Source organism: Nonomuraea sp. NPDC048882, assembly GCF_040649755.1.
Classification (GTDB): Bacteria; Actinomycetota; Actinomycetes; order Streptosporangiales; family Streptosporangiaceae; genus Nonomuraea; species Nonomuraea maheshkhaliensis.
On record NZ_JBEZGB010000002.1, the window covers coordinates 447327 to 464744 of the forward strand.

At 70.7% G+C, this 17418-nt stretch carries 21 protein-coding genes; 12 read left to right on the forward strand and 9 right to left on the reverse strand.

From position 1 onward, the window contains the following. Nucleotides 1–707: 707 nt before the first annotated feature. Together AB0C27_RS07265 and AB0C27_RS07270 are read right to left on the reverse strand one after the other, a co-directional pair. On the reverse strand, nt 708–1544 hold the full coding sequence (locus AB0C27_RS07265) for an ABC transporter permease (RefSeq protein WP_357839166.1): 837 nt from the start codon (nt 1542–1544) through the stop codon (nt 708–710). After that, nucleotides 1541–2539 carry an ATP-binding cassette domain-containing protein gene (locus AB0C27_RS07270; RefSeq protein WP_357839168.1) on the reverse strand — a complete coding sequence of 333 codons (999 nt, stop codon included), beginning with the start codon at nt 2537–2539 and terminating at the stop codon, nt 1541–1543. Before AB0C27_RS07270 ends, AB0C27_RS07265 begins: the two co-directional genes overlap by 4 nt. Nucleotides 2540–2789: 250 nt before the next feature. Between AB0C27_RS07270 and AB0C27_RS07275 the strand changes: the two genes are divergently transcribed. Continuing rightward, entirely contained in the window at nt 2790–3974 is a 1185-nt protein-coding gene (locus AB0C27_RS07275) for a helix-turn-helix domain-containing protein (RefSeq protein ID WP_357839171.1), read from the forward strand. A 174-nt stretch (nt 3975–4148) separates the two neighbouring features. Further along, nucleotides 4149–4538 (forward strand): hypothetical protein, encoded by a 390-nt coding sequence (locus AB0C27_RS07280; RefSeq protein WP_357839174.1) that lies wholly within the window; start codon nt 4149–4151, stop codon nt 4536–4538. Between the two features lie 61 nt (nt 4539–4599). On the opposite strand, the gene AB0C27_RS07285 is transcribed toward AB0C27_RS07280, so the two are convergent. The 4 genes from AB0C27_RS07285 to AB0C27_RS07300 all read right to left on the reverse strand — a co-directional run bounded on the left by AB0C27_RS07285 (nt 4600) and on the right by AB0C27_RS07300 (nt 6601). Continuing rightward, nucleotides 4600–5442, reverse strand: a complete 843-nt coding sequence (locus tag AB0C27_RS07285) for an alpha/beta hydrolase (RefSeq protein ID WP_357839177.1) — start codon at nt 5440–5442, stop codon at nt 4600–4602. Between the two features lie 35 nt (nt 5443–5477). After that, nucleotides 5478–6062 (reverse strand): TetR/AcrR family transcriptional regulator, encoded by a 585-nt coding sequence (locus AB0C27_RS07290; protein WP_357839180.1) that lies wholly within the window; start codon nt 6060–6062, stop codon nt 5478–5480. Between the two features lie 61 nt (nt 6063–6123). After that, complete coding sequence (locus AB0C27_RS07295; RefSeq protein ID WP_357839182.1) at nt 6124–6288, reverse strand: hypothetical protein; 165 nt, start codon at nt 6286–6288, stop codon at nt 6124–6126. A 97-nt stretch (nt 6289–6385) separates the two neighbouring features. After that, a complete protein-coding gene (locus tag AB0C27_RS07300) occupies nt 6386–6601 on the reverse strand; it encodes a hypothetical protein (protein ID WP_346102210.1) in 216 nt (71 codons plus the stop codon). A 134-nt stretch (nt 6602–6735) separates the two neighbouring features. Between AB0C27_RS07300 and AB0C27_RS07305 the strand changes: the two genes are divergently transcribed. The 4 genes from AB0C27_RS07305 to AB0C27_RS07320 all read left to right on the forward strand — a co-directional run bounded on the left by AB0C27_RS07305 (nt 6736) and on the right by AB0C27_RS07320 (nt 9579). Beyond that, the gene (locus AB0C27_RS07305; protein ID WP_357839185.1) at nt 6736–7530 is read left to right on the forward strand and encodes a PAS domain S-box protein; all 795 of its coding nucleotides are present in this window, start codon (nt 6736–6738) and stop codon (nt 7528–7530) included. Beyond that, the gene (locus AB0C27_RS07310; RefSeq protein WP_357839187.1) at nt 7514–7969 is read left to right on the forward strand and encodes a hypothetical protein; all 456 of its coding nucleotides are present in this window, start codon (nt 7514–7516) and stop codon (nt 7967–7969) included. The genes AB0C27_RS07305 and AB0C27_RS07310 overlap by 17 nt, the downstream gene beginning before the upstream one ends. A gap of 104 nt (nt 7970–8073) precedes the next feature. Continuing rightward, nucleotides 8074–9132 carry a DUF6745 domain-containing protein gene (locus AB0C27_RS07315; protein WP_357839190.1) on the forward strand — a complete coding sequence of 353 codons (1059 nt, stop codon included), beginning with the start codon at nt 8074–8076 and terminating at the stop codon, nt 9130–9132. A gap of 9 nt (nt 9133–9141) precedes the next feature. Continuing rightward, the gene (locus AB0C27_RS07320; RefSeq protein ID WP_357839193.1) at nt 9142–9579 is read left to right on the forward strand and encodes a hypothetical protein; all 438 of its coding nucleotides are present in this window, start codon (nt 9142–9144) and stop codon (nt 9577–9579) included. A 3-nt stretch (nt 9580–9582) separates the two neighbouring features. On the opposite strand, the gene AB0C27_RS07325 is transcribed toward AB0C27_RS07320, so the two are convergent. The 3 genes from AB0C27_RS07325 to AB0C27_RS07335 all read right to left on the reverse strand — a co-directional run bounded on the left by AB0C27_RS07325 (nt 9583) and on the right by AB0C27_RS07335 (nt 12702). Further along, nucleotides 9583–10563, reverse strand: coding sequence for an LLM class flavin-dependent oxidoreductase (locus AB0C27_RS07325; RefSeq protein ID WP_357839196.1), 981 nt, complete (start codon nt 10561–10563; stop codon nt 9583–9585). A gap of 111 nt (nt 10564–10674) precedes the next feature. After that, a complete protein-coding gene (locus AB0C27_RS07330; protein ID WP_357839199.1) occupies nt 10675–12003 on the reverse strand; it encodes a glycoside hydrolase family 6 protein in 1329 nt (442 codons plus the stop codon). 138 nt (nt 12004–12141) lie between these two features. Continuing rightward, the gene (locus AB0C27_RS07335) at nt 12142–12702 is read right to left on the reverse strand and encodes a TetR family transcriptional regulator (protein ID WP_357839202.1); all 561 of its coding nucleotides are present in this window, start codon (nt 12700–12702) and stop codon (nt 12142–12144) included. Nucleotides 12703–12791: 89 nt separating this feature from the next. Between AB0C27_RS07335 and AB0C27_RS07340 the strand changes: the two genes are divergently transcribed. Genes AB0C27_RS07340 through AB0C27_RS07365 form a run of 6 tightly spaced genes read left to right on the forward strand, consistent with a single transcriptional unit; the run spans nt 12792 to nt 17391 of the window. Further along, on the forward strand, nt 12792–14609 hold the full coding sequence (locus tag AB0C27_RS07340; protein ID WP_357839205.1) for an MDR family MFS transporter: 1818 nt from the start codon (nt 12792–12794) through the stop codon (nt 14607–14609). Continuing rightward, nucleotides 14606–15037 carry a hypothetical protein gene (locus tag AB0C27_RS07345; RefSeq protein ID WP_357839208.1) on the forward strand — a complete coding sequence of 144 codons (432 nt, stop codon included), beginning with the start codon at nt 14606–14608 and terminating at the stop codon, nt 15035–15037. The genes AB0C27_RS07340 and AB0C27_RS07345 overlap by 4 nt, the downstream gene beginning before the upstream one ends. After that, nucleotides 15034–15270 carry a hypothetical protein gene (locus AB0C27_RS07350; protein WP_357839211.1) on the forward strand — a complete coding sequence of 79 codons (237 nt, stop codon included), beginning with the start codon at nt 15034–15036 and terminating at the stop codon, nt 15268–15270. The genes AB0C27_RS07345 and AB0C27_RS07350 overlap by 4 nt, the downstream gene beginning before the upstream one ends. A gap of 13 nt (nt 15271–15283) precedes the next feature. Next, nucleotides 15284–15760, forward strand: coding sequence for a universal stress protein (locus tag AB0C27_RS07355; protein ID WP_357839214.1), 477 nt, complete (start codon nt 15284–15286; stop codon nt 15758–15760). Nucleotides 15761–15789: 29 nt separating this feature from the next. Continuing rightward, on the forward strand, nt 15790–16533 hold the full coding sequence (locus tag AB0C27_RS07360) for a M15 family metallopeptidase (protein ID WP_357839217.1): 744 nt from the start codon (nt 15790–15792) through the stop codon (nt 16531–16533). A gap of 12 nt (nt 16534–16545) precedes the next feature. Then, nucleotides 16546–17391, forward strand: coding sequence for an NUDIX domain-containing protein (locus AB0C27_RS07365; protein WP_357839220.1), 846 nt, complete (start codon nt 16546–16548; stop codon nt 17389–17391). Nucleotides 17392–17418 lie beyond the last annotated feature (27 nt).

The window sequence follows — 17418 nt, forward strand, 5'->3', positions numbered from 1 at the left end:
TGCTGAGCCGGCTCAGCGCCGGCGACGACGAGGCGCAGCTGCGTGCGGTGCTGGTGGCCTGCGCCATCGCCGAGGGCGACCTGGACGGCGCGGAGGCGGAGCTGGCGGCGGTCTCCAGGATCAACGACAGCGAGGCGGTGATCGGCGGGATGGCGATCGTCTCGTTGTGCGCCGCCGAGCTCTCGCTGGCCCGCGGCCGGACGTCCGCCGCGCTCGCGGAGTACCGGCTGGCCGTCGAACGGGCGCGCGACCTGCGCATGCCTGAAGTGCCGCGCATGGAGCACGCGCCGTGGACGGTGATCGCCGAGTCGATCGCGCTGACGGCGTACGCCTACCACGCGACGCCGGAGGACGTCCCGTACGGCGAGGAGTTGTTCGCCGTCGTCAGGAGCTACGACCTGCTGCTCCCCGACAACCCCGTCCTCGACTACCCGATGTGCGGTTCGATGCTCTTCGGGCTCGGCGCCTGGGGGCTGCTGCGGGGGGCCATGGATCCCGGTGACGCGATCAGGTTGCTGCTGCTGGCCGAGCGGTTCGCGTACAACGGCACCATGCCGAGCATGTCCATCGAGCGGATCGAGCCGTGCGCGGAGCGGATCGCGCCGGGGACGTTCGCCGCGGTGCGGGCCGAGTACGGCGCCCGGCGCGGCTCCGACCTGCTGGCCGAGGCGATGCGGCTCGTGGAGCGGGCCGCCCCGAGGCCCGGGTCACATGTGCCGCTTGTAGCTGCGTACCGACAGGGGCGCGAAGACCGCGATGAAGATCAGGCCGGCGAGCAGCGTCCAGGCCACCTCCCCGGTGACGACCGCGCTGTTGGCGAGGTCACGAGCGGCCGTGACCAGATGTGAGACCGGATTGATCCGGACGAACGCCGCCAGCCAGTCCGGCAGGGTCTCGACCGGGACGAACGCGTTCGACAGGAACGTCAGCGGGAACAGGATCATCATCGAGATGCCCTGCACGGCCTGGGCGCTCCTGGCGATGGTGCCGATCCAGGTGAAGATCCACGCCAGCGACCAGCCCGTGAAGATGGACAGCAGGATCGCGGCGAGCACGCCGACCGCTCCGCCTCCCGGGCGATAGCCGATCACGATCCCCATGCCGAAGGTCAACGTGGCCGCGATCGTGTACCGCAGCAGGTCGGCGACCATGGGGCCGGCGAGTGGCGCGATCCTGGCGATCGGCAGCGACTTGAACCGGTCAAAAACGCCCTTCTCCATGTCCTCGCGCAGTTGCGTGCCCGTGGCCATGCAGGTCGTCAGCACGGTCTGGGCGAGGATGCCGGGGATCATCAGGGGCAGGTAGCTCTCGACGTCGCCGGCGATGGCGCCGCCGAAGATGTAGGCGAACATCGCGGTGAACAGGATGGGCTGCAACGCCACGTCGAAGAACTGCTCCGGGTTGCGCCGCATCCGCTTCAGCGCCCGCCAGGCCAGCGTCATGGTCTGGCCGAACGTCTCGGCGACGGTGACACGCCGACGGGCGGCGGCCACGCGGTCGGTGGCGCGGACCGCCTCGCGGGCGGGTGCGATCGTGGTGCTCATCGGTTCTCCTCCGTGGGGCCGGTCGTGCCGTCTTCCGTCTCGTGGCCGGTGAGGGCGAGGAAGACCTCGTCCAGGCTGGGCTTGGCCACGCTCACCGAGGTGATCGACAATCCGGCGGTGCGCAGCGCGATCAGCACCTCCGCCGCCAGGTCGGCCTGGTCCAGCGCGACGTTGAGCCGCCCCTGCTCCGGGCTGAGCACGGGGTCGGAGCCGAGCACGCGCCGCACCACCTGCACGGCGGCGGGTACGTCGTCCGGCCGGGCGAGCAGCAGTTGCAGGGTCGAGTTGCCGACCGCGGTCTTCAGCTCGTCGGGCGTGCCCTCGGCGACCTTGCGGCCGTGGTCGATGACGGCGACGCGGTCGGCGAGCTGGTCGGCCTCGTCCAGGTACTGGGTGGTCAGCAGCACGGTGCAGCCGTCGGCGACCAGGCCGCGGATGGTCTCCCACATCTGGCCGCGGGTACGCGGGTCGAGCCCGGTGGTCGGCTCGTCCAGGAAGATCAGCGGCGGCCTGGTGATCAGGCTGGCCGCCAGGTCGAGGCGGCGCCGCATGCCGCCGGAGAACTGCGCGATCGGCTTGTCGGCGGCCTCCTCCAGACCGAACTGGGCCAGCAGCTCGGCGGCGATGCTCCGGGCGCGCGGGCTGGCGACGCCTTGGAGCCGGCCGAAGAGCCAGAGGTTCTCGCGGGCGGTCAGGCTCTCGTCGACGGAGGCGTACTGTCCGGTGACACCGACGAGCTGGCGGATGACGTGCGGCTGATCGACCACGTCGACCCCGAAGATCTCGGCCCGGCCCGCGTCGATCTTCAGCAGGGTGGCCAGCATCCGCAGCATGGTGGTCTTCCCGGCGCCGTTCGGGCCGAGCACGCCGAAGATCTCGCCGGTCCGCACGTCCAGGTCGATGCCGTCGACCGCGCGGTGGCCGCCGAACGTCTTCGCCAAGCCCCGCGCACGTACGGCCACGTCGGGGGGCGGGTCGAGTTCTGTGATGCTCATGGCGCCACTCTCGGCGGCGCCGGTTTCACGGCACCCTCGGCCGGGTTTCACGGGGCGCCGGCGTCGTGAAACTTTCACCGTGGAACGGCCGGCCGAAATTCGGGATCGGGCTCATTCTCCTGGTCCCGCGCCGCGTTCCGACACGTTGTCAGTGGCGCCGGAAAATTCCTTTGATACGCGGGCGTCGCTCCGGCGAATACGGAACTGCGCGTTTCATGGAGACACGGCGACGTCACGGGGAGAATTCGACATGGGGGACCTCTTCGGCATGCTCAAAAGCCGGGCCGACGACAATGCCAGGAAAGTGGTGGACGCCTGCGCCAGGGAGATCGCCGGCTTCCAGGCGGCCGAGCCCAGGGCGCGGGCGTCGATGATGGAGTTCGCGGTCGTCGTACGGAGGCGTACGGCCGAGCTGGCCGCGTCCGGCGAGCCGCTGCTGGACAGCGACCTGGCCTTCATCGAGTCCGTCGGCGAGCAGCGCGGCGCGCAGGGCGTGGCGCCCGCCTGCCAGCGCGGCGCGCTCGCGCTGCACGCCGCCTTCACGCTGCGGGAGATCTCGGAGGCGGCCGGGCCGGGCGATCTGGCCGACACGATGCGCCTGATCGACTGGCTGGGCCGCAACGGCACGACGGCGCAGGCGGCCTACACGCGCGGCTATTTCCGCGGGTACGAGCGGTATTTGCCGATGGCCTCGCGCGTGCACCTGCTGGCCACCATGGTGCTGCACGACGACCCGATGGCCGCCGAACTGGCCGATCACCTCGGGGTGCCGACGGCCGAGCACTACCTGGTCACGGTCGTCCGGGTGGCCGCGGCGCCGCCGCCGAAGCACAGGGAGGAGGTGGTGTCCGCCCTGCTGCGGCGGCACCGGGTGCCGTTCGGGTGGCAGGAGCCGGACGAGTTGGTGGCGCTGGTGCCGTACCACGGGACGCGGCCCGAGCACCGTACGGCGGCCGAGGGGGCGGGGCTGGCGCTGGCGCGGACGGTGGCCGAGATCGTGGGGCGGCCGTGCTCGACCGGCACCGCGCACGGGCGCCGCCACACCCTGGCCCAGGCGGCCGCGCTGGCTCGGAAGGTCAGCCGGGTGGCGCCGATGGAGCGGGTGCCGCGCCGCTCGTACGGAGTGGCGGACGTGTTCGCCGAGCTCGGCGCGGTGGAGACGCCGCAGGTGGACCAGTGGCTGCGGGAGACGGCGCGCCGGCTCGGCGACGGGCCCGACCTGGTCCCGACGCTGGACGCCTACTACCGCCACGACATGAACCGCCTGCGTACGGCCGAGTCGCTGCACATCCATCCGCGCACGCTCGACTACCGGCTGCGGCGGGTGCGGGAACTGGTGGGGATCGAGCCCGGCTCCACCCACGGCGTCCGGGTGCTGAGCACCACCGTGGCCAGACTGCTGGCGGGCGCGTGGAACGAACACACCCTTATCTGACCCTGTCCGGTTCCTTTACCGGGCCTGTTTTGGCACGAGTGACAATCGCCGCCCAGTCGCCACGACGGCGTTTCTCGCGAAGTGACGATGACCGGGAGTCCCGGGCTCGGCGAAAGTAACGGCGCAGGGCTCGGCCGGGCCGGAAAAGGGAAACCAGCGAAAGGTTTCGACGACATGGCAGTACATGCAAGAAGAATGCTCATCGGCGTGCTCGGCGCGATCGCGGCGTTGCTGTTCTCCGTCGCGCTGCACACCGGTACGGCCACCGCGGCGCCGGAACGCGGCTTCACCGACCAGTCGACCTCGGAGCTCGCGGACGTGCCGGGCAAGGACGGCGGGGCGTCGCTGAACGCCCAGTACTCGTGCTCGCGCAGAGTCCCCATCCCCGCGTACTACATCGACATCGACTGCTCGGTGTTCAGCGGGGCGATCAGGATCGTGGTGACCTGCTCCGACGGTTACACGTTCGCCAGCCCGATCATCTTCGCCGGTAACCGGTTCACCGGGCGCGGCACGTGCGGGCCGCCGTGGACCGTGCGCTCCGCCAACGTCCAGGAGGTCTGACCGGCCCGGTCCGTCCTGAGCCACCCGGGTGCGTCCCGGGTGGCTCGTCCGCGTACCGGCCTCAGGCGCGCAGGGTCTTCCTGAGCAGTTCGGCGAACTCGGCGGGATGCGTGGTCAGGCCCGTGTGCCCGCCGGGGAAGTGCACGAGCTCGGCGCCGAAGCGCTCGGCCAGGCAGGCGGCCGGGCGGTAGGGCAGCTCGCCGCGCGAGTCCTGGCCGGCGGCGAGCACGAGCCGGTCCGACAGCGCCGCCAGCCGGTCGACGTCCGGGACGTAGGACATGAAAGCGGGCACGATGCGGCCGACGAAGAACGGCAGGCCGGCCATGGTCTGCTCGGCCCGCGCCGCCGCCTGCGGCGGAAGCCGCGCCTCAGCCGGCTCGGGCGGCTCAACCGGCTCGGCCGACGGCTCGCCGTCCTTGCTCAGCCCGGCGGCGAACACGGCCATCGCGGGCATGAGCCCTTCCGTACGGAACGTCTCGCGTACGCGGGCGACGAGGGCGCGGTGGACCGCGGCGTCCGGAAGCACCTCCACCACCGGCGGCTCGTGCGCGACCACCCGTTCGAGGCGTTCCTGGTGGGCGGTGAGCAGGTGCAGGGCGACGATCGCGCCCGAGCTGGAGCCGAAGACGCGGGCCGGTTCGCCGGGCGCCACCAGGTCCAGCAGGCGCAGCGCGTCGTCGGCGTGCTCGGCCACCCGCTGCTCGGCCTCCGGGTCGTCGAGCGGGCTGCGGCCGAGGCCGCGCGGGTCGTAGGTCACGACCGTGTACTCGGCGGCCAGGTCCGCGGCGACGGCCTCCAGAGAGGCGGCGCCGCCCGTCCCGCCGGGGATCAGCAGCAGCGGCGGCCCCTCGCCGCACACCTCGTAGTGCAGGGTGGCACCGCGCACACGCAGGCTGTCGTTCATGCGAGCTCCTCTCGGCCGGTTGTCCAGGAGACCGCTCATGCGGGCTCTCCTTCCGGCCAGTTCTCCAGGAGGACGTGCAGGGCGTCGAGCGTGCGGGTCCAGGTCTGCTGCGGGGTGCGCGCGTGGGCGAACCCGCCCGCGGCCTCCAGGGCGACGAACCCGTGGAAGGTGCTGCGCAGCACCCGTACGGCGTCGGTCAGATCGGGCTCGCCCAGCCCGTACGCCCGCAGCATGCTGTATGTCAGCTCGACCGCGCGCCGCGGCCCCGTCGCCTTGGCGGCCAGCTCTGGATCGATCTTGATCGGCACCTGCGTCGCCATGTAGCGCCCAGGATGCTCGTGGGCGAACTCCCGCCACGCGTTCGCGTACGCGACCAGCGCCTCCTTGCCCGCCAGCCCGGCGGTCGCCTCCGCGATGCGCACGGTCTTCTCGTCGGCGGCCACCAGCGCGATCCGCCCGCGCAGGTCCTCGACGTTGCGGACGTGCGTGTAGAGGCTGGCGTCCTTCACGCCGAGCCGCCGCGCGACCTCCGACATCGTCACCCGGTCGAGCCCGACCTCGTCGGCGAGATCGGCGCCCGCGACCGTCACCCGCTCCGCCGTCAGCCCGGCCCGCGCCATGCGCCCTCCTCATTTCCAAGACTTCCTAGGTATATCCTAGGACCTCTCGGAAAGGAAGCCGCTAACAGGACTCGATCGTGTCCCAGTTGTCGTCGTAGTTGCCGTGGGACCAGCCGGTGCACGTGCCGCCCGGAGCGCTCGCCTGGGCGGGCGTCCCGCCCAGGGTGGCGCCGAGAAGGGCCATCGCGGCGACGGTGGTGCCCAGACGTACGATCGCCTGCCTCATGCTGTGCCTCTTTCCCTCGTCGTCCATCACTGGCGCGAATCGTCCGCCGGCGGAGGTCGAGGATCCGTTGAGAGGCCGTTGAGAGGGGCGCGGCAGGTCAGGCGGCCTCGACGCGCTGCTGGTCCTGGAGCAGGTCGACGACCGTCTCGATGTCGTTGGCGCTCACCGTCTGGTGCAGGCCGCGGTGTATCTCGTCGTCATCCAGCCGGACACCGCGCCTGGTCGCGTACAGGACACCCTCGTCGCTGTAGAAGAAGGACCAGCCGGGGAACGCACTACGCAGCGCATCAATGTCGTAACCCAGAGTAGTCATACGGGTACTCTAACGAGCCATACGGCGACCGGTCCAGCCCTCGATGTCCTGACCTCGACCCCAGCGGAAAACCCGCTGAGCAGAGGTTACGATAAAGCCATCTAGGACTAACTATATGTATTAATCTAGCGACCGTGAGTAACGGAGTCGTCGTCAGGGCGACCTTAATCCGCCGCGTCCTGCACCGCATCGGTCGGCGCGGCGCGTCGCTCGCCTTCGTCGGCCTGCTGGGGCAGGTGATCGCCGTCTCGCTGGCGTTCGCCCCGGCCTCCCAGCGGAACACCTCGGCCTACACCACGCTCACCGCCGTCGTCCCGCTGAACGTCTGGGCGCTGGCCTGGTTCCTCGTCGGCACCCTGTGCCTGGTGCAGATGTTCATGCGCTCCGACCGGATGGCGTTCGCCGCCGCCACCGCGCTGCTCCTGCTGTACGGGCTGGTGCACATGGTCTCCACCCTGACCGGGGCCAACCAGCGCGGCTGGGTCGCCGGGGCGGTCTGGCTGGCGTTCGGGAGCTGGATCGCGCTGATCGCCACCTGGCCGGAGGCGCCTCGGCCGCCCGGACGGCTGCCCGGCGCCCTGCAGCCGGCGGCGGCCGTGGTGGTCGCCGACGCCGCCGGGATCATCCAGTCGTGGAACCTCCAGGCGGCCGACCTGTTCGGCTGGAGCACCGAGGAGGCCGTGGGGCGGCCGCTGACGATGCTGATGCCGCGCCGCCTGCGCGAGCAGCACTCCGCCGGGCTGGTCCGGGTGAGCACGTCCGGCCGCTCCGAGCTGTCCGGGCGCATCATCCCTCTGGTGGGCCTGCGGCGCGACGGCACCGAGTTTCCGATCGCGCTGACCGTGAACGCCTGGCATCACGAGGACGGGATCGCCTACACGGGCGTGATCCGGCCCGTCGGAGGAGGTGGCGATGCCGAGCCTGACTGACATTCTCATTCAGATCGCCGTGGGCGCCGTCCCGCTCGGAGTGGCGTACATGGCCTTCCGGTCGGCCACCGACGCCAACAAGAAGACCCACGAGACCTCGCTGCTCCAGGTCGAGCGCCAGGCCGAGCTGGAGCGTTCCAAGGTGGACGCCGAGGCTTTCATCAGGGCCAAGACGATCTACGAGGACGCGCTCAGCCAGCTGGAGAAACAGCTGGTCCGGATGCAGACGCACACCTCCCAGGTGAGCACCGACCTGGCCACCGAGCAGAGTGCGTCCACCGCGATGCGCGACCAGATCAACCGGCTCCAGGCACAGATCAGGGCGCTGGAACGCACGGTCGTCACGTTGCGTGCGCAGCTCATCTCGGCGGGCCTGGCCCCGGCGCCCGCGTCCGAGACGACCGGGCCCTACCAGCGCCGGCACCCCCGGATGGAATGACCCGAGCGGCTCGCCGAAGCGAGGGGTGGTGGACAAGAGTTGCCGGCGTCTGTCACCATTTATCGCATGATCATGCGAAAGGAGGGCGCTTCCGCCCTCAACCGGTGAGCGTGCTCGTGCAGCGGGAAGCTGCCGCGATTCGCCACGAATGGCTGAGCCGGGCGCTGTCGACGCTCCCCACCGACCGCCCGGCCGTCGAAGCCGCCGTCTCCGCCCTCTACCGTCTGGCGGGGCTGTCCCCACCCCGGTTCCACTGGGTCGCCTCACCGCTGGCGGCCCTGGCGACCGTTCCCCCCGGCCTGTCGCATTCCATCGAGCATCCGGACAAGTGGCCGCTCCTGACCCGGTTCGCCGAGCTCAGGGACGAATGGTGCCGGTCCGTCGACGCGGGCATGCGCAAGCAACACTGGGCGTTCGACCGTATCGTCCAGCAGGAGGTGTTCTTCCCGCTCCAGCGCTCGATCAGCAGTTGCCTGATCCCGCCGCTGCGGCGGGCGCACAGCTGGGGGCCGCCCGGCCGGATGCGCTGGGAGCAGGCCCAGTACGTCTCCTGGCTCGCCCGCTACGACGCGCTGCGCCGCATCGCCGGCCTGGCGCTCGACGCCCGGTTCGAGGTGTGGGCGACCGCGCTCGGCTCGTCCCACTGGTGGTGGCCTGACCGGCACGTGTGCGTCGTCTCCGAACGGCCGGTCGACCTGCGCACCGAGGTCATCGGCGACGACGACGAGGTCAGGCTGCACCACGCGCGCGGCCCGGCCGTCCGGTACGCGGATGGATGGACCGTGCACGCCTGGCACGGCACGCAGGTGCCGTCCTGGGTGATCGAGAACCCGACCGCCGAACGCATCGCCGACGAGGTCAACGTCGAGGTCAGGCGGTGCGCGATCGAGCATCTCGGCTGGGGCGCCTACATCGAGCAGGCCGGTCTGAGATTGGTCTCAGGGGCGCCCGACCCGGGCAATCCCGGCTCCGAGCTGCGGCTCTACGACGTGCGCCGGGGCACGAGGGTGCTCCTCGCGGTCAACGGCTCGGTCGAGCGCGACGGCCACCGACGCAGGTACGGGCTCACCGTGCCCGCCTATCTCAACGATCCGATCGAGGCCGCCGGATGGACGTACGGGCTGTCCGGCGAGCAGTACGCCACACTCCTCCGCAGAACCTAGGTGATGCCCATGACTGTCACACTCGCCTCTCTCACCCAGCGAACCGGACTCGCCGTGCTCGACCACCTTGAGCAGTCGGTCCGCATCCCCGTCGTCGACGGCCTCCAGGCCCAGGGCGACCTCATCGTCATCCCGCTCCCGCTCGTCGCCACGTCGGTGACACTGATTCCAGAAGACCGATGGGAGCCGGTGCGGGCCGAAGGCGTCGAGCTGCTGCGCGGCGCGGCCGGCGGCAACCCGCACACCCTCGTCGCCGACCCCGGCACCTGCCGCTGGACCACGAACGTCATGGACTCCCACGGCCTGGCGATCGGCGTCTTCACCGCCTCGGCCCCGGTCTACCTGCTCCATCCTGAGCACGGGGGCTCGGGCTGCGCGCCGGGCACGTACGTGGTCAGACGCCAGCGCGAGCACGAGGGCACCAGGGCCCGGCTGGTCGCGGACTGAACCTCAGTCCCCGTACGCCTGCGCCAGCAGCTCGGCCGACCGCATCCACGCCTTCCTGTCGGGCGCGGAGAAGGCCACGATGAGCTCGTCGGCGCGGGCGTGCTCGGCGAACCAGTCGACGTACGCCTTCACCTCGGCCGGGTCGCCGACGGCCGAGTACTTGGCCATCTGCACGAGCTGCTGACCCGCGGGCGATTGGAGGATCATGTCGGCCTCCTCGGTCGTGAACGTGCGCCCCCTGCCGAGGAACCTGGTGACCCGCAGCCGCTTGGAGTCGAGGAACTGCTCCTGCGCCTCCTCCGTCGTCTCGGCCGCGATCACGTTGAGCGCCGCGATGACGTGGGGGCGGTCGAGCTGCGCGGAGGGCTTGAACTCCTGGCGGTAGATGGCCACGGCCTCCTCAAGCGCGGCGGGCGCGAAGTGGGAGGCGAACGCGTACGGAAGGCCCAGCGCCGCGGCGAGTTGCGCGCCGAACAGCGAGGACCCGAGGATGTAGAGCGGCACGTTCGTGCCCTTGCCCGGGGTGGCGTCCACGCCGGGGATGCGGGACTCCCCCGTCAGGTAGCCCTGCAGCTCCAGCACGTCCTGCGGGAACGAGTCCGCCGAGGAGTGCGTGCGCCGCAGGGCCCGCATGGTCTGCTGGTCGCTGCCCGGCGCCCGGCCGAGCCCGAGGTCGATGCGTCCCGGGTGCAGCGTCTCCAGCGTGCCGAACTGCTCGGCGATGGTCAGCGGCGAGTGGTTGGGCAGCATGACGCCGCCCGCCCCGAGGCGGATCGTGCTGGTGTGGGCGGCCACGTGGGCGATGAGGACGCTGGTCGCGGAGGAGGCGATGCTGGCCATGTTGTGGTGCTCGGCGTACCAGACCCGCTGATATCCGAGCTCTTCCGCCCGCTGTGCCAGGGCGACGCTGGCGGCGAAGCTGTCGCCCGCCGTCTCGCCCTCGCCGATGTGCGCCAGATCGAGGATGGACAGCGGCAGAGCCATGAGTACGCGCCTTTCGCAGAGCGGTGTGACCAGCTCTATGCAACAGCATCTAATGCGGCGTTATTTCATGACTGATCCCCCACGGCGCGGCCGTGGGGGATCGGAAGGCGTTCAGGAGGCGGTGCAGGAGAGCGTGGCGGGGGTGCCGTTCTGTCCGGAGTGTCCGCCGAGGAAGCCGAACGTGGCCGTCGCGCCGGCGCCGACCGCGCCGTTCCAGTCGAGGTTGGTGACGGTGACGGAGCCGCCGCCCGTCGACAGGTTGCCGTTCCAGAGCTGGGAGATCGTCTGGTTGTTCGGGAACGTCCAGCCGACCCGCCAGCCGTTCAGCGGCGACGTGCCGGTGTTCCGCACGGTGACCTCGGCCTGGAAGCCGTTGTTCCACTGACTGGTCACGCTGTACGTCGCCGTACAGCCGCCGGGTCCGCCCGTCGGGGTCACAGTCGGGGTCACAGTGGGCGTCACCGTAGGAGTGGTGGGAGGCGGCGCGGCGATGGCCAGGTCGTACGCCCGCTGCGGCACGAACTGCCCCGCCTGCGCGATGCACCCGTCGGCCTCACCGGGCGGCTTGACCCACAGGTAGGCGTCGATCGCGGAGTCGCCCGTGTCCGTGGTGCTCCAGGTGCCCGTGGCGCGCCCGGCCGGGTCGCACCACTCGCTGCCGGCGGGGCCGTTGCCGTTGCGGCTGGTGTCGATGACCGCCTTGAGCCGGGAGACGCCGGTCGCCGCGATGATGTTCTTCGCGTACGACACCAGCCCCGCCGTGGCGCGGTAGTTCGAGGTGTTGACCGCGATGCCGTCGGCGCTGTTGGCCACGTCCGCGCCGGTCAGCCGGGAGGCGGCCTCCGAGGGTGACAGCCAGGCGTCGTGCCCGATGTCGAAGTACACCTTCACCTGCGGCGACGTCGCCCTGAACCGCTTGCCGGCGTAGGCCATGGAGGCTTTCACCTCGGCCTGCTCGGAGGAGTTCATGCAGTTGGTCATGATCGCCAGGGCGTCGGGTTCGAGGACGACGGTGGCCGGCCGGCCGCCGAGCCCGGCCGCGATCTGGTCGATCCAGGCCCGGTAGGCCGCGTGGTCGGGCGCGCCGCCCGCGCTGGGGCCGCCGCAGTCGCGGTTCGGCATGGCGTACACGGCCATGATCGGGATCTTGCCGGCCGCCGCGGCGGCGCCGACGTAGGCGTCCACCTGGCCGCGCACGGTCGCGGGGTTGTAGGTGGCGAACCACCGGCCCTGCGGCACCGCGGCGATCCTGTCCCTGATCACTCCGGTACGGCTGTCGTTCGGGTTGGCCGCCACCCACTTGGCGGCGTTCGTCTGGGGATCCACGTAGAAAGCGGAGTCGGCGGCCTGGGCGGTGGAGGAGGAGAGGACGACCGCCCCCGCCACGGCCGAGGCGGCCGCCGCGAGGAGCACCGCCAGCACGGACCTGCTGCGAGACATGTGGATAACTCCGTCCGTCGTGTGGGAGCGCTCCCACCGGCACCCCGGATGCTAGGGAGCCGGGCTCGCCGGACAAAGACATCGGATCGATCCTTTAGCCGTCACCGCAGGTCAAACCCGAGGAAGCGGGTGAAACTTTCACTCCGTCAGGCAGGCCTCGAAGACGGCGGTCAGCCGGTCGACGTCGGCCGGCGTGGGTTGCTCGGGGCCGACCCTGCGGCGCATGACCCCGATGCCGAGGAAGACCGACGCGGCCATGCGGGCCCTTGACCGGGCGTCGGGCCCGGAGAGTTTGGCCTCCAGTGGGATCAGCACCGCCGAGATCAGCCGCTCCCTGGCCACTGCCTGCACCTCGGGGTGGCGGGCCGAGCGTTCGAGCGTGCGCAGGATCGGGCTGTCCGGCGGCTGCCGCATGCGCTCGGCCGCGTATTCGGCCAGCCGCCTGGGCAGCCCCCGCTCGTCGCCCTCGAACAGCGCGCTGAAGGCCGGCTCGCCCTCAAGGACTGCCGCGAAGAGGCCGGCCTTCGAGCCGAAATACCGGCCCACCAGGGCGATGTTGGCATCGGCCGCCGCCGCGATCATGCGTACGGTCACCTGCTCATAGCCCTGCTCGCCGAACAACATGCGGGCGGCCCGCAAAATCCGCTCCCGGGTGGCCTCGCGATCGCGTGGCCTGACCTCAGTCACCTGGGGACTCATGCCCGCACTCTACTCAACCCACACCCCACTAACCGCGCGGCTAGTAAACATGCGTATACTCAAGTGGTTTATGTCTGTAAGAAGGGGATGTGGGTGTCTTGGTAGCCCAGGCGCAGGCCGCATCTCCCGCGAAGCGGCACTATTCCCACCGCGAGATCCTCGAGATCATGTCCGGGCTCATGCTCGCGATGCTCACGTCGATGATCTCGACCTCTGTGGTGGGCACCGCGCTGCCGACGATCGTGGGGGAACTAGGCGGTCAGGACCAGTACTCATGGGTCGCGAGCGCGACCATGCTGACGATGACGGTGTCCACGCCGTTGTGGGGCAAGCTGTCCGACGTCTTCGGACGCAAGCTCCTGTTCCAGACCGCGCTGGGGCTGTTCGTCGCGGCCTCGCTGGTGGCCGGCCTGTCGCAGGACATCGGACAGCTCATCGCGGCGCGGGCCATCCAGGGCCTGGGTGTGGGCGGATTGTCGGCCTTGTCGCAGGTGATCCTGGGGGACATCGTCTCTCCCAGGGAGCGCGGCCGCTACTCCGGCTACATGGGCGCCGTCTTCGGCATCTCCACGGTCGCGGGCCCCTTGCTGGGCGGATTCATCGTGGACGCCGACTGGCTGGGCTGGCGCTGGTGCTTCTACGTGGTGGTGCCGTTCGCGGTGGTGGCCTTCGTGGTCATCCAGAAGGTGCTGAAGCTGGAGCGGATCAAGCGCAGCACGTCGATCGACATCTGGGGCGCCACCACGATCACGGCGAGCGCGAGCGCGCTCATGCTGCTGCTGACGCTCGGCGGCGTCGAGTTCGAGTGGAACTCGTTCTGGACCTACGCCCTGTCCGCGATCGCGCTGCTCAGTCTGGCTCTGGCGGTGCTGTCGGAGCGCACCGCGCGTAACCCGATCCTGCCGCCGCGGCTGTTCCGCAACCCGACGTTCGTGCTCACCAGCCTGGCCTCGCTGTTCGTCGGCATGGCGATGTTCGGCGCGATGATCTATCTGCCGCAGTACCTGCAGATCGTCAAGGGGCTCAGCCCGACCAACTCGGGCCTGATGACGCTGCCCATGGTGGTGGCGCTGTTCCTGTCGGGCGTGATCTCCGGCAAGATCGTCACCCAGACCGGCAGGTGGAAGATCTTCCCGGTCATGGGCCTGCTCATCGTGGCGGCCGGCCTGTTCCTGCTGTCCAGGCTGCACGTCGACTCCAGCGAGTGGCTCATCGGGGCCGACGTGGCGGTGCTGGGCACCGGTCTCGGCCTGTCCATGCAGATGCTCATCCTGGCCGCGCAGAACGGCTCCGAGCTGCGCGACATGGCCGCGACCACGTCTGGCGTGTCGTTCTTCAGGTCGCTGGGCGGCGCCGTCGGCGTCTCCGCGTTCGGCGCGATCCTGACCGGCCGGCTCAAGGACGAGATGGCCGAGATGCTGCAGGCCGCGCACATCTCGCTGCCGGGCGGCGGGGACGTCAAGCTCGGCAGCCCCGACGCCATCCAGCTGTTGCCCACGCCGATCAAGAACATCGTGCTGGAGTCGTTCACCCGCGGCCTGGAGACCGTGTTCCTGGTGGGCGTGCCCATCGCCCTGCTCGGGTTCCTGGCCACGCTCTTCCTCAAGGAACTGCCGCTGCGGGGCTCGAGCCTGCCGCCCGAGCCCGCGGCCAAGCCGCTCAGCAAGGACGACCTGGTCCTGGCGGGCCTCCTGCTCGAACTCATCTCCCAGCGCATCGAACGGGTGAACGGCGAGCGCTCGGCGCTGCTGAGCGCGGTCGCCAGGCTGGCGCCACCCGACGAGCGCTCCGAGCGCGAACGGGCCAGGGCGGTCGTGCACGACGTGCTGCGGCCCACCTCGCGCACCCTGATCGCGCAGGCCACGCCGCCACAGAAGGACCTCGTAACAGGAGGAATCTCGCAATGATTCGCAAGTTCGTGGGCGCCGTCGCCGCGGCCCTGGCCGTGCCGGCCGGGCTGTGGCTGATGATCGCGCCCTTCGCCCTCGGCGGCCAGCCGGAGGACGCCGACTGGACGAACGCCACCCAGTCCGAGTTCTTCACCGGGCTCGGCGTGGCGGTCGTGGGACTGATCGGCGCCATCGCCTTCGTGCTGGCCATCCGCGAGGAGCTCGTACTGCGCGGGCTGGTGGAGCCCAAGCCACGCAAGGCCGAGCCTGAGCCCGAGCCGGTGCCGGTCCCCGCGCCGCAGGCGTCCTCCGCGGAGCTGGCCAGCCTGCTGGCGCCGCTCGTCGAGGCGCTGCGTGAGGACCTGAGCACCGGATCCCGTCCCGGCGGCGGCGAGCACCGCCACAACGGCAAGACGTCCCTCGTTGGAGTGGAGGAGAACCGATGACGGCGAAGCTGGGCGTGTCCGCCCTCGTCCTGCTGTTCCTCGGCGGTCTGTGGCTGGTCGCCGCGCCGTTCGCGGTCGGCTACCAGCCCCGCGGCGCCACCTACGCGGACGCGACGGTCAACGACCTGTGGCTCGGCGGCGGGATCGCCGCGGTGTCGTTCGTGACCCTCGTCGTCTACGCCGCCGATGCCCTGCGCGAGCTGGCCTCGCGCGGCAGGCGCACCGAGTCCTGACGCGAGACATGCCGTGTTCGGCAATGGCGCGGACCCTCGGTGGGAGCCGCTGGAAGGCGAGCTCCCCGAAGGGCGCTTCGAGATCGGCAAGGACGGCGCCGGCCTGCTCGTCGTGGGCTTCGACGGATCGGGCCCGAGCCGCAACGCACTCGCGTACGCGGCCGGGCTCGCCCGCAGGGACGACGCCGCGCTGCTCATCGCCTTCGTCGAGGCGCTCTACGCCACCCCCCTCTGGTTCTGGGCCGGGTCGCCGATCATCCCCGACTCGGCCTGCGACCTGACCGAGGAGCTCAGGGACGAGCTGCGCGGCGCCGGGGTGCCGTGGCAGTTCGTCAGCGTGCGGGGTGACGCGGCGCGCGAGCTGGAGACGCTGGCCAGCGCGTACCGGGCCGACGCGATCGTCGTGGGCCGCTCGCGCAGGTCGTGGCTGGGCTCGGTTTCCTCCGGGCTGGCGAAGCGGGCTCGCCGTACTGTGCTGATAGTGCCCTGACCAGGGCGGATGTCGCATATGGTGGCGAGATGAAACGTGCTGCCGCCATGGCGTTCGTGGTGCTCGCGTCCGTTTCGTGCGGCGCGGGAGAGCCGGTCGCCTCGCCCGCGACCTCGGATTCCGTCCACGAGACGCCCGAATCACCCATGTCCGTGCCCGCCTCCGCCGGGCAGAAGTCCACTCCGGCCCCCAGCCCGACCGGGCCGCCGCCGTTCAGCGCGAAGGTCTCCCGGGTCGCGCGCGACCAGCTCCCGTACTCCTGGCGTCCCGGCTGCCCGGTCCACTACCGGGACCTGCGGCTGGTCACGCTGACGTACTGGGGCTTCGACGACAAGGCGCACACCGGGCAGCTGGTCGTGCGTAAGACGGTGACCGGCGACATCGTGACGGTCTTCAAGAGGTTGTACGGATGGCGTTGGCCCATCAAGCAGATGAAGCTGGTGGACGCGTACAAGGGCGACGACTACGACTCGATCGACGCCGACAACACCTCGGCCTTCAACTGCCGCCCGGCGACCGGGTCGAGCAACTGGTCGAATCACGCCTATGGGGAAGCGATAGACATCAATCCCCGCGAGAACCCATATGTCACCGCAAGTGGCAGCACGGCACACCAGAATGCGAAAAAGTTCGCTAAACGGCCTGTAAGCGGTAAAGGTGTAGTAAACCCCGGTGACAAGGTCGTCAAGGCCTTCTCCCGCGTCGGTTGGGAGTGGGGCGGCTACTGGTCGGGCACCAAGGACTACCAGCATTTCTCCAAGGGCGGAGGCTGAGACAATCCCCTCATGGCAGCTAAGGACGGCGACGGCTGGACCGAGTGCGCGCAGGGCCATCGGCATTGGGGCGTCCATGGGGCCTCCGGGCTGCTGGTCGTCCACCACGACGAGCTCGGCGTGCCGTACGTGCTCATGCAGAAGCGCGCGTTGTGGAGTCACCACGGCGGCACCTGGGGGCTGCCTGGCGGCGCCCGCGACAGCCACGAGGACGCCGTCACCAGCGCGCTGCGCGAGGCCCGCGAGGAGGCGGCGCTCGGCGGCGAAGGGCTGCGCGTGCGGGGCGTCTACCTCGACGACCACGGCGGGTGGACGTTCGAGACGGTGATCGCCGCCTCGGCCGAGCTGCTGGCCGCCGCGCCGGCCAACGGCGAGAGCACCGAGCTGCGCTGGCTGGCGCTGCCCGAGATCGCCGACCGTGAGCTGCATCCCGGCTTCGCCGCCACGTGGAGCGACATCCAGGGCGCGATCCACCCCGAGACCCTGGTGCTCGACGTGGCCAACATCGTCGGGGCGCGGGCCGAGCGCGGCTGGTGGAACGACCGGCTGGGGGCGGCGACGCGGCTGCTGAACGACGTGTCGGGGCTGCGGCTGACGCATCCGGTGCTGGCGCAGTGGTATCCGCGGATGGTGGCGGTCGTGGAGGGGGCGGCCCGTGAGGCTCCTGCCGTACCGGGGATCCAGGTGGTGGCGGCTACGGGGAGCGGCGACGACGCCATCGTGGACGTCGTGCGTCAGGCCAAGCCGTGGGAGCGGGTGCTCGTCGTGACGGCGGACCGGGGGCTGAAGGAGCGGGTCGGGGAGCTGGGCGCGGAAACCGTGGGCCCCAAGTGGCTGCTCACGCAGCTCGGCGGCTGAGCTCGCGCCGGTCGGACGGGCTCGCGC

Bases quoted from the DNA above. Each gene is read 5' to 3' on its own strand.
- AB0C27_RS07265 (WP_357839166.1), bottom strand. From the start codon at position 1,544: ATGAGCACCACGATCGCACCCGCCCGCGAGGCGGTCCGCGCCACCGAC.
- AB0C27_RS07270 (WP_357839168.1), bottom strand. From the start codon at position 2,539: ATGAGCATCACAGAACTCGACCCGCCCCCCGACGTGGCCGTACGTGCG.
- AB0C27_RS07275 (WP_357839171.1), top strand. From the start codon at position 2,790: ATGGGGGACCTCTTCGGCATGCTCAAAAGCCGGGCCGACGACAATGCC.
- AB0C27_RS07280 (WP_357839174.1), top strand. From the start codon at position 4,149: ATGGCAGTACATGCAAGAAGAATGCTCATCGGCGTGCTCGGCGCGATC.
- AB0C27_RS07285 (WP_357839177.1), bottom strand. From the start codon at position 5,442: ATGAACGACAGCCTGCGTGTGCGCGGTGCCACCCTGCACTACGAGGTG.
- AB0C27_RS07290 (WP_357839180.1), bottom strand. From the start codon at position 6,062: ATGGCGCGGGCCGGGCTGACGGCGGAGCGGGTGACGGTCGCGGGCGCC.
- AB0C27_RS07295 (WP_357839182.1), bottom strand. From the start codon at position 6,288: ATGAGGCAGGCGATCGTACGTCTGGGCACCACCGTCGCCGCGATGGCC.
- AB0C27_RS07300 (WP_346102210.1), bottom strand. From the start codon at position 6,601: ATGACTACTCTGGGTTACGACATTGATGCGCTGCGTAGTGCGTTCCCC.
- AB0C27_RS07310 (WP_357839187.1), top strand. From the start codon at position 7,514: ATGCCGAGCCTGACTGACATTCTCATTCAGATCGCCGTGGGCGCCGTC.
- AB0C27_RS07320 (WP_357839193.1), top strand. From the start codon at position 9,142: ATGACTGTCACACTCGCCTCTCTCACCCAGCGAACCGGACTCGCCGTG.
- AB0C27_RS07325 (WP_357839196.1), bottom strand. From the start codon at position 10,563: ATGGCTCTGCCGCTGTCCATCCTCGATCTGGCGCACATCGGCGAGGGC.
- AB0C27_RS07330 (WP_357839199.1), bottom strand. From the start codon at position 12,003: ATGTCTCGCAGCAGGTCCGTGCTGGCGGTGCTCCTCGCGGCGGCCGCC.
- AB0C27_RS07335 (WP_357839202.1), bottom strand. From the start codon at position 12,702: ATGAGTCCCCAGGTGACTGAGGTCAGGCCACGCGATCGCGAGGCCACC.
- AB0C27_RS07345 (WP_357839208.1), top strand. From the start codon at position 14,606: ATGATTCGCAAGTTCGTGGGCGCCGTCGCCGCGGCCCTGGCCGTGCCG.
- AB0C27_RS07350 (WP_357839211.1), top strand. From the start codon at position 15,034: ATGACGGCGAAGCTGGGCGTGTCCGCCCTCGTCCTGCTGTTCCTCGGC.
- AB0C27_RS07360 (WP_357839217.1), top strand. From the start codon at position 15,790: ATGAAACGTGCTGCCGCCATGGCGTTCGTGGTGCTCGCGTCCGTTTCG.
- AB0C27_RS07365 (WP_357839220.1), top strand. From the start codon at position 16,546: ATGGCAGCTAAGGACGGCGACGGCTGGACCGAGTGCGCGCAGGGCCAT.